At 73.2% G+C, this 8,923-nt stretch carries 7 protein-coding genes; 5 read left to right on the top strand and 2 right to left on the bottom strand.

What is annotated here, in order from left to right; genetic code table 11:
- Nucleotides 1-227: 227 nt before the first annotated feature.
- Nucleotides 228-1,667: an NADP-dependent phosphogluconate dehydrogenase gene (gene gndA / locus GTW40_RS10965; protein ID WP_161179978.1), complete on the bottom strand. Its 1,440-nt coding sequence runs from the start codon at nucleotides 1,665-1,667 to the stop codon at nucleotides 228-230.
- Nucleotides 1,668-1,997: 330 nt separating this feature from the next.
- On the opposite strand from gndA, the gene GTW40_RS10960 reads away from it, so the two are divergent.
- Nucleotides 1,998-3,278 (top strand): transglycosylase family protein, encoded by a 1,281-nt coding sequence (locus tag GTW40_RS10960; protein ID WP_161179977.1) that lies wholly within the window; start codon nucleotides 1,998-2,000, stop codon nucleotides 3,276-3,278.
- Between the two features lie 66 nt (nucleotides 3,279-3,344).
- Here the strand turns inward: GTW40_RS10960 and GTW40_RS10955 are convergent, their stop codons facing one another.
- Nucleotides 3,345-4,349 (bottom strand): DMT family transporter, encoded by a 1,005-nt coding sequence (locus GTW40_RS10955; RefSeq protein ID WP_161179976.1) that lies wholly within the window; start codon nucleotides 4,347-4,349, stop codon nucleotides 3,345-3,347.
- 236 nt (nucleotides 4,350-4,585) lie between these two features.
- Between GTW40_RS10955 and GTW40_RS10950 the strand changes: the two genes are divergently transcribed.
- The 4 genes from GTW40_RS10950 to GTW40_RS10935 all read left to right on the top strand — a co-directional run.
- Nucleotides 4,586-5,329 carry a (2Fe-2S)-binding protein gene (locus tag GTW40_RS10950; RefSeq protein WP_161179975.1) on the top strand — a complete coding sequence of 248 codons (744 nt, stop codon included), beginning with the start codon at nucleotides 4,586-4,588 and terminating at the stop codon, nucleotides 5,327-5,329.
- A 39-nt stretch (nucleotides 5,330-5,368) separates the two neighbouring features.
- Nucleotides 5,369-6,520 (top strand): glycogen synthase, encoded by a 1,152-nt coding sequence (gene glgA, locus GTW40_RS10945; protein ID WP_161179974.1) that lies wholly within the window; start codon nucleotides 5,369-5,371, stop codon nucleotides 6,518-6,520.
- A 52-nt stretch (nucleotides 6,521-6,572) separates the two neighbouring features.
- Nucleotides 6,573-7,793, top strand: a complete 1,221-nt coding sequence (gene glgC, locus GTW40_RS10940) for a glucose-1-phosphate adenylyltransferase (protein WP_161179973.1) — start codon at nucleotides 6,573-6,575, stop codon at nucleotides 7,791-7,793.
- A 120-nt stretch (nucleotides 7,794-7,913) separates the two neighbouring features.
- The coding region (locus tag GTW40_RS10935; protein ID WP_202485701.1) for a glycoside hydrolase domain-containing protein at nucleotides 7,914-8,923 on the top strand (1,010 nt) is incomplete at its 3' end.

The following is an 8,923-nucleotide window of genomic DNA, read 5'->3' as shown; positions in this document are numbered from 1 at the left end:
CGCCGTCACCCGTGCCGCCCGTGCCTCCGAGCCCCGAGCCGGTCCCGCCGCCGTCCCCCGTGCCGCCGGGGCCGTCCCCGTCTCCCGTTCCGCCGGGCCCCGAGCCCGTGCCGAACCCGGAGCCGGGGCCGCCGCTCACGCCGGAGGAGTGAGAGGCCCGGCCCGGCTCCCCTCACCTCGGAGGGGGCCAGGCAACCTCAGCGACTGCCGCCCCCTCCACACGTCACCTACGCCCGGACCTCCGCCCGGTCCCCGCCCCACAGCGTGTGGAACGAGCCGTCCTTGTCCACGCGCCGGTAGGTGTGGGCGCCGAAGTAGTCCCGCTGGCCCTGGGTCAGAGCCGCCGGCAGGCGATCCGCCCGCAGCGCGTCGTAGTACGCGAGGGCCGCCGCGAAGCCGGGGGCCGGGACGCCCTGGCGGGTGGCGGCGACGAGGACCTCGCGCCAGTCGTCCTGGGCCTCGGCGATCTCGCGGGCGAAGGTCTCGTCGGACAGGAGGGACGGCAGGTCGGGGCGGGCGTCGTACGCGGCGCGGATGCGGTCGAGGAAGGCCGCGCGGATGATGCAGCCGCCGCGCCAGATCGAGGCGACCTCGCCGAGGTCGATGTCCCAGTCGTACTCCGCGCTGCCCGCCGCGATCTCGTGGAAGCCCTGGGTGTAGGAGACGATCTTGGAGGCGTAGAGCGCCTGTTCCACCTTGTCGGCGAAGGCCGCCGCCTCTTCCTTGCTCAGCGGCGTCGGCTTCGGGCCCGCCAGGTCGCGCGAGGCCTCGCGCAGCGCCGCGTGGCCGGAGAGCGAGCGGGCGAAGACCGCCTCCGCGATACCCGAGACCGGGACGCCGAGGTCGAGGGCGATCTGGACCGTCCAGCGGCCGGTGCCCTTCTGCTCGGCCTGGTCGACCACCACGTCCACGAACGGCTTGCCGGTCTCCGCGTCCACGTGGGACAGCACCTCGGCGGTGATCTCGATCAGGTAGGAGTCGAGGCGGCCCCGGTTCCAGGTGCGGAAGATGTCGGCGATCTCGGCTGGGGAGTACCCGGCGACGTCGCGCAGCAGCTGGTACGCCTCACCGATCAGCTGCATGTCGGCGTACTCGATGCCGTTGTGCACCATCTTCACGAAGTGCCCGGCGCCGTCGGGGCCCACATGCGTCACACAGGGGGCGCCGTCGGCCGCCTTCGCGGAGATCTTCTCCAGCATCGGGCCCAGCGAGTCGTACGACTCCACCGAGCCGCCCGGCATGATGCTCGGGCCGTTGAGCGCGCCCTCCTCGCCGCCGGAGATGCCCGTACCGACGAAGTGGATGCCCTGCTCGCGCAGTTCCCGCTCCCGGCGCCGGGTGTCCGCGAAGTGCGCGTTGCCACCGTCGATGATCATGTCGCCGGGCTCCAGGAGCGGCGCGAACTCCTCGATCACCGCGTCCGTCGGCTCACCGGCCTTCACCATGATGACCAGGCGGCGCGGGCGCTCCAGGGCCTCCACGAACTCCTTCGCGGTCTCGGCCGGGACGAACTCGCCCTCGCCGCCGAACTCCTCGACCAGCTCACGCGTCTTCGACGCCGTGCGGTTGTGCACGGCGACCGTGTAGCCGTTGCGCGCGAAGTTCCGGGCCAGGTTGCGGCCCATGACCGCGAGGCCGGTGACGCCGATCTGCGCTGAACTGCTCATACCGTGCTCCCTAGCTGCAATCGTGGTGTGCGGCTCCGTCGGTGCGGGCCTCGCGGCCCATCCTGTCGCGCCGCCCCGGCGGGCGCACATCCGGCCCGCCACGCATGTTTACGGACGGGAGGCGCCCCTCGGCTCAGTTCACGGGAGCGTAGGGCGAAATCCGCTGCGGAGGGCACCGCCGTGCCAGGAGAGGCGGCTCCTTTCACCCCATCAGAAAACGCCCACAAGGGGCGAATCGGCCGCCGACTTCGGCCGGATTCCCCTCTTGTCACGGCCTGTTCCCCACGCTTACTTTTGCCCCTCCTGGCACATGTCGAGGGGATTGCGGAGATGGCCGTACGCGGCCGGCATCGCCGGTACCAGCCCAGCAGGATCAACCGGGCCTCACTCACCGTCACGGCGGGAGGCGCCGGACTCGCGATCCCGCTGGTCGCCGCCGGCACCGCCGACGCGGCCGCCTCCTCCACCTGGAACAAGGTCGCCGCCTGCGAGTCCAGCGGCGACTGGAACATCAACACGGGCAACGGCTTCTACGGCGGGCTGCAGTTCACCCGCTCCACCTGGGAGGCGTACGGCGGCACCCGTTACGCGCCCCGCGCCGACCTGGCCACCCGCGAGCAGCAGATCGCCGTCGCCGAGAAGGTCCTCGACGGACAGGGGCCGGGCGCGTGGCCCGTCTGCTCGGTACGGGCGGGGCTCACCAGGGGCGGAGCCCCGGCCTACGCCCAGGACCGCACCGACGCCACCCCGGCCCGCGCCGAAAGCGCCCCCGTCCGCCCCGCGCGGAGCGAGAAGGCGCACGACGTGAGCCCGCAGGCCATCCCCCAGTCCCGTGCGGGCCGCGCCGAGATGTACACGGTCGTGCACGGCGACACCCTCTCCGGCATCGCCGACGAGCACGACGTGCGCGGCGGCTGGCGCGGGCTGTACGCGGGCAACCGGGCGGCCATCGGTACCGATCCGGACCTGATCCTGCCGGGTCAGCGGCTCAGCCTGCGGCCCGGCTCCGGTACGGCCGCCCGTACGACGACCCCGGAGAGCAAGCCCGCGCGCAAGAAGGCCGCTCCGGAACACCGGACCCCCGCGCCCAGGGCTCCCGAGCACAAGGCGCCTACGCCCAGGGCTCCCGAGCACACGGCCCCCACGCACAAGGCGCCCGCGCCCAAAGCCCCCACCCACAAGACCGCCGCGCATCCCGCGTCCACGAGCGGGTTCATGGCCCCGGTCAGCGCCGCCGTCGGTACCGGCTACCGCGCGGGCGGCTCCCACTGGTCGAAGGGCTACCACACGGGCGTCGACTTCCTGGTGCCCACCGGCACCTCGGTGAGGGCGGCCGCCGCCGGGCACGTGGTGGCGGCGGGCTGGGGCGGGTCGTACGGCTACCAGGTGGTCATCCGGCACGCCGACGGCCGGTACACGCAGTACGCCCACCTGTCCGCGATCGCCGTACGGGCCGGGCAGAACGTGGCCATGGGGCAGCGCGTCGGCCGGTCCGGCGCGACCGGCAATGTGACGGGCCCGCACCTGCACTTCGAGGTGCGGACGGGCCCCGACTTCGGCACGGACGTCGATCCGCTCGGGTTCCTGAGGTCACACGGCGTCAGGCTCTGAGCGCGGCCCGGCCGTTCCGGCCGGGCCCGACGGGCCGTACGACGTTCCACCGCTCCCGCGAACCGTTCAGGCGGCGCGTCCCTCACGTCCGCGTATGGCGTCCACGTCCGGTACGAGCGCCTCGGCGCGCCGGGGTGCGGGCAGCAGCTTGACGGCGTCCACCGGAAAATCCACCGACAGCAGGCCCTCGGTGCGCGCCTCGGACAGCTCCGCCCGCGCCGCGGGCACTTCCGCGTCCTGCTCCGCCTCCGGCCGCTCCGTCGTCAGCAGGATCAGCCCGCCCGCCGTGACCGCCCCGCACGCCAGCGCGAGCATCGTGCCCGTCGTGCCGTGGCGGAACGTCTCGCCGAACATCAGAATGCCCACCACCGCCGCCAGCACCGGGTTGACCACGGTCAGCGTGGCCAGGGGAGCGGCCAGGCCGCCGCCCCGGTAGGCCGCCTGGGAGAGCAGCACGCCCGCCGCCGAGAACGCGCCGATCAGCGCCAGCGAGGTCAGATCGCCGAGGCCGGGGCCGTCGCTCCAGTCGACGGCGACCGTCTTCGTGAACACCGACCCCATGCCGAAGGCCGTACCGGCTCCCGCCGCGAGGAACACCCCGCGCACCGCCGGACTGCGGTGCGCGGCGCGGCCCGCCACCATCAGCGCCACGACCACCCCGCCGGTCACCAGCGCGACGGCCATGCGCCGGGCCGGGTCCAGGTTGTGCGCCTCGGCCGAGCCGACCAGGGTGAGCAGCCCCGCGAGCCCCGCCGTCGCCATGACCGCACCGCGCCAGGCGGCCGCCCCCGTCGGACGGCCCACGAACAGCACCGCCATCGGCAGCGCGAAGACGATGGTCAGCGCGCCCAGCGGCTGGACCAGGCTCAGCGGGCCGTAGGCGAGCGCGACGACGTGCAGCACGGCGCCGAGCCCGTTCAGTCCGAGCGCCGCCCACCAGCCGGCCCGGCGCAGCGGCAGGAACCGGGCGTCGGGGCAGGACACCGCGACCCGCTCCTGCGCGAGGGCGCCGCCCGCGTACGCCACGGCGGACACGAACGACAACAGGACGGACAGCGCGAGGGCGCTCATGAACGGCTCCCTCGAAAATGGGTCCGCTGGACCCTGCGCGGCGCGCGGCTGGCTTCCATGGGCGCAACTCTGCCCCACCGCGCGCCCCAAGTCGTCGTCCCTGAGCACGCGATGCGTCCTACTGCCGATGGAGTACGAAAGCCTCCCGATCATCCCCGAGGCGGGTGACTTCGCCCGCCCTGCCCTGACTCCGCCCTGACGTCCGACCCCGAGCCGGCCCTGATACAAGTGCGGACGTGGCCCTCGATCCCGACCTCACCGCACTGCGCCCGCTCGGCGGCTTCTTCGCCCTGCGCACGCTCCCGGAGGGCGCCCGTCCGCCGGGACAGCTCCTCACGCAGGTGTACGGGACGGCCGCCCCCGGCGTTCAACCGGACGCCCTGGACGCCCTGGACGCCCGCGTCGCCCTGATCGGCGACCGCCTCCGCACGACCGAGCCCCGCGTCCGCGCCTCCATCGCCCAACAGGGCCTCGCCGCCCGGCTGTGGTCACCCGCGCTGGCCTGCGCCGCGCTGTACGGCGAGGTCCCCGACCTGGCCCCGCTCCACTGGGACGCCACGGCGTCCGCCCCCGACGACCTGTGGCTCACCGGCGTACGCCCGCTGCCCGGGGACGCGGACACCGTCGCGGACACCGTCCTGCGCGCCCACCTCGAACCCCTGGGGGACACCCTGAGAGCCCGGTACGGGATCGCGGCCGGGCTGCTGTGGGGCAACGCGGCCTCGGCGCTGGTTGGAGCAGCGCGCCAACTGGACCACTGGGCACGGGCGAACGGCCGCAGAGACGTGGCCGAGCGAGCCGCCGCCCTCACCGACGCCCTGTTCGCCCGGCCTCCGCTGCGCGGTACCGGAGTGCGTGCCGGGACCGCGTTCCGCCGCCGCAGCTGCTGCCTCTACTACCGTGTCCCCGGCGGCGGGGTCTGCGGAGACTGCTGCTTCACACGGGTGCCGGGCTCTTCCCCGCGCGCCGCTTCTGGGTGACCATGAGGGAACCTGCCGCCGAATCCAGGGGGTTGTCCGGTGCGAGTGGGACTGCTGACCCGGGAGTTCCCCCCGGACGTGTACGGCGGCGCGGGCGTCCATGTCGAGTTCCTGGCACGGGAGTTGTCCCAGCTGGTCGACCTGGAGGTGCACTGCTGGGGCGAGGGCCGCAGCACCGGCGTCGTACGCCACCGCCCCTGGCCCGCCCTGGACGACGCCAACGACGTGCTGCGCACCTTCTCCGTGGACCTCTCCATGACCGCCGCCCTGGAGGGCCGCGACCTCGTCCACTCGCACACCTGGTACGCCAACCTCGCAGGACACCTCGCCAAGCTGCTGTACGGCGTCCCGCACGTGGTGACCGCGCACTCGCTGGAGCCCCTGCGCCCCTGGAAGGCCGAGCAACTCGGCGGCGGATACGCCCTGTCGAGCTGGGCCGAGCGCACCGCGATCGAGGCGGCGGACGCCGTGATCGCCGTCTCCGGCGCGATGCGCGACGACATCCTCGCCTGCTACCCGGCACTCGACCCGGCCCGCGTCCACGTGATCCACAACGGCATCGACACCGGTCTGTACCGCCCCGATCCGGGCACAGAGGCCCTGGTCCGCAACGGAGTTGACCCCGAGCGGCCCTACGTCCTCTTCGTCGGCCGGATCACCCGCCAGAAGGGCGTACCCCAACTCCTGCGCGCCGTACGGCGGATCGACCCCGACGTGCAGGTGGTGCTGTGCGCGGGCGCGCCCGACACCCCGGAGATCGACCGGGAGTTCCGCGAGCTGTACCAGGAGGTGAGCGCGGAGCGGGCGGGCGTGCTGTGGATCCCGCAGATGCTGCCGCGCGCGGACGTCATCCAACTCCTCACCCACGCGGCCGTGTTCGTGTGCCCGTCCGTCTACGAGCCGCTGGGCATCGTCAACCTGGAGGCCATGGCCTGCGGCACCCCCGTGGTGGCCTCCCGGACCGGCGGGATTCCCGAGGTCGTCGACGACGGGCGCACGGGCCTACTGGTCGACGTGGACGGGGAGTTCGAGACGAACCTCGCCCGCGCCCTGGACACCGTGCTCGCCGATCCGGCGGCGGGCGCCCGCATGGGCGAGGCCGGACGGGTGCGCGCGACAACGGAGTTCGGCTGGGACGCGGTGGCCCGGCGCACGGCGGCGCTGTACGGGGAGATCCTCGCGCAGGCTTAGTCCCCCCGGTGCGGGGGCATCCATGGGTTCATCCACGGTGAGGGGAGTGGCCATGCGGCGAGGGGGACCTTCGGTACTCGGGATCGTCCTGGCGGGCGGGGAGGGCAAGCGGCTGATGCCGCTCACCACGGACCGCGCCAAACCCGCGGTCACCTTCGGCGGCACCTACCGGCTGGTCGACTTCGTGCTGTCCAACCTCGTCAACGCCGACGTGCTGCGCATCTGCGTGCTCACCCAGTACAAGTCGCACTCGCTCGACCGGCACGTCACCACCACCTGGCGGATGTCCAGCCTGCTCGGCAACTACGTCACCCCGGTCCCGGCGCAGCAGCGGCTCGGCCCGCGCTGGTTCCTGGGCAGCGCCGACGCGCTTCTGCAGTCGCTGAACCTGGTCCACGACGAACAGCCCGAGTACGTCGCGGTGTTCGGCGCCGACCACGTCTACCGTATGGACCCCCGGCAGATGCTCCGGCAGCACATCGAGGGCGGCGCGGGTGTCACGGTGGCCGGTATGCGGGTGCCCCGGGCGGAGTCCTCGTCGTTCGGTGTGATCACCCCGGGCTCGGACGGCCGTACGGTCCAGCGCTTCCTGGAGAAGCCCGCCGACCCGCCCGGCCTCGCCGACGACCCGGCCTCGGTGTTCGCCTCGATGGGCAACTACATCTTCACCACCAAGGTCCTGATCGAGGCGCTCCAACGGGACGCGGAGGACGAGGAGTCCGTGCACGACATGGGCGGCTCGATCCTGCCCCAGCTCACCGGCCGGGGCGAGGCCCAGCTCTACGACTTCGGCGACAACCACGTGCCCGGCGAGACCAGCCGCGACCAGGGCTACTGGCGCGACGTGGGCACGCTCGACGCCTACTACGACGCCCACATGGACCTGATCGCCGAGCGCCCGGCGTTCAACCTCTACAACCGCCAGTGGCCCATCTACACCCACTCGGGCCAGCTCTCCCCGGCCCGCTTCAACGCGGGCGGCATCGCGAGCGAGTCCATCATCAGCGCGGGCTGCCTGATCCGGGGCCAGGTCACCCGCTCGGTGCTCTCGCCGGGGGTGCGGATCGACCCGGGCGCGGTCGTCCAGGGCTCGGTGCTGCACGACAACGTGCGCGTGGGCCGGGGCGCGGTGGTGCGGGGCGCCGTACTGGACAAGAACGTGGAGGTTCCGCCGGGCGCGACCATCGGGGTCAACCCGGAGCGGGACGCCGAGCTGTACACCGTCTCGAAGGGCGGGGTCATCGCGTTGGGGAAGGGGCAACTGGTGTCCTGACCCCCGCTCCCCGCGCGACCAGCCGCGCGACGCGCCGACACATTCCGCCCGGGATGCCCGGGTTCACGTCGTCCGACCCGCACGATGCAGGCAACGACGTCGAACCCCGAGAGGCCCTCCATGAGACGGACCCGGCGTACCCGGCTGTGCCTGGCCGGAGTGCTGGCAGCGTCCGCGCTGGTCGCGAACCCCACCGAGAGCCCCGCCGCGAGTTCCGCCGTAAGTTCCGTCGCAGGCGTGCCCGCAGGTGCTCCCGCAGGTGCTCCCGGCACTGCCGCGTGGGCCGACGGCCACCTGACCGACCTGGTTGACCCCTTCATCGGAAGCCAGAACGAGGGCAACACCTTCCCCGGCGCCACCGTCCCCTTCGGCATGGTCCAGCTCTCCCCGGACACGGGCCACCGCACCGGCTACGACTACGGGCAGAGCCGTATCCGGGGCTTCTCGCTGGTCCATCTCTCCGGCGTCGGCTGCGCGATCGGCGGCGACCTGCCCGTCCTGCCGACCACCGGCGACGTGACCTCCACCGACTACGCCCGCTACGCCGCCGGGTTCCGCCACGCCGACGAGGAGGCCAGCCCCGGCTACTACCGCGTCGGCCTCGACTCCGGCATCCGCGCCGAGCTGACCGCGACCGCCCGCACCGGCGTCCAGCGCTACACCTTCCCGGCCACCACCAAGGCCAACGTCCTGCTCAACGCGGCCCAGTCGCTGCACAAACCGGGTGGCAGCGAGGTCGAGATCCTGGACCACCGCACCGTACGCACCCGGATCGGCGGCCACGGCTTCTGCCGCGACACCGGGCCGTACACCGTCTACACGATCACCCGCTTCAGTCGCCCGTTCACCGCGCACGGCACGTGGACCGGCTCCACCGTGACCGAGGGTGCGAAGACGGGGACGGGCGGGGCGTACGTACGGTTCGACACCACGCGGGACCGCACCGTGGAGGCGACCACCGCCCTGTCGTACGTGGACGCGCGCGGCGCGGCCCTCAACCTCCGTGCGGAGGGCGGCCGTTCGTTCGACACGGTGCGGCAGCGGGCCCGCGCGGACTGGGAGCGGCGGCTCGGCACCGTCCACGTCGGCGGTGGCGGGGACACCCTGCGCCGCACCTTCTACTCCTCGCT

Source organism: Streptomyces sp. SID4985, from assembly GCF_009863025.1.
In the GTDB taxonomy this organism is placed as follows: domain Bacteria; phylum Actinomycetota; class Actinomycetes; order Streptomycetales; family Streptomycetaceae; genus Streptomyces.
This window is presented reverse-complemented; position numbering and strand designations above follow the sequence as displayed.

Excerpts from the sequence above, each read along its gene's own strand:
- gndA (WP_161179978.1), bottom strand. The coding sequence starts at position 1,667 with ATGAGCAGTTCAGCGCAGATCGGCGTCACCGGCCTCGCGGTCATGGGC.
- GTW40_RS10960 (WP_161179977.1), top strand. The coding sequence starts at position 1,998 with ATGGCCGTACGCGGCCGGCATCGCCGGTACCAGCCCAGCAGGATCAAC.
- GTW40_RS10955 (WP_161179976.1), bottom strand. The coding sequence starts at position 4,349 with ATGAGCGCCCTCGCGCTGTCCGTCCTGTTGTCGTTCGTGTCCGCCGTG.
- glgC (WP_161179973.1), top strand. The coding sequence starts at position 6,573 with ATGCGGCGAGGGGGACCTTCGGTACTCGGGATCGTCCTGGCGGGCGGG.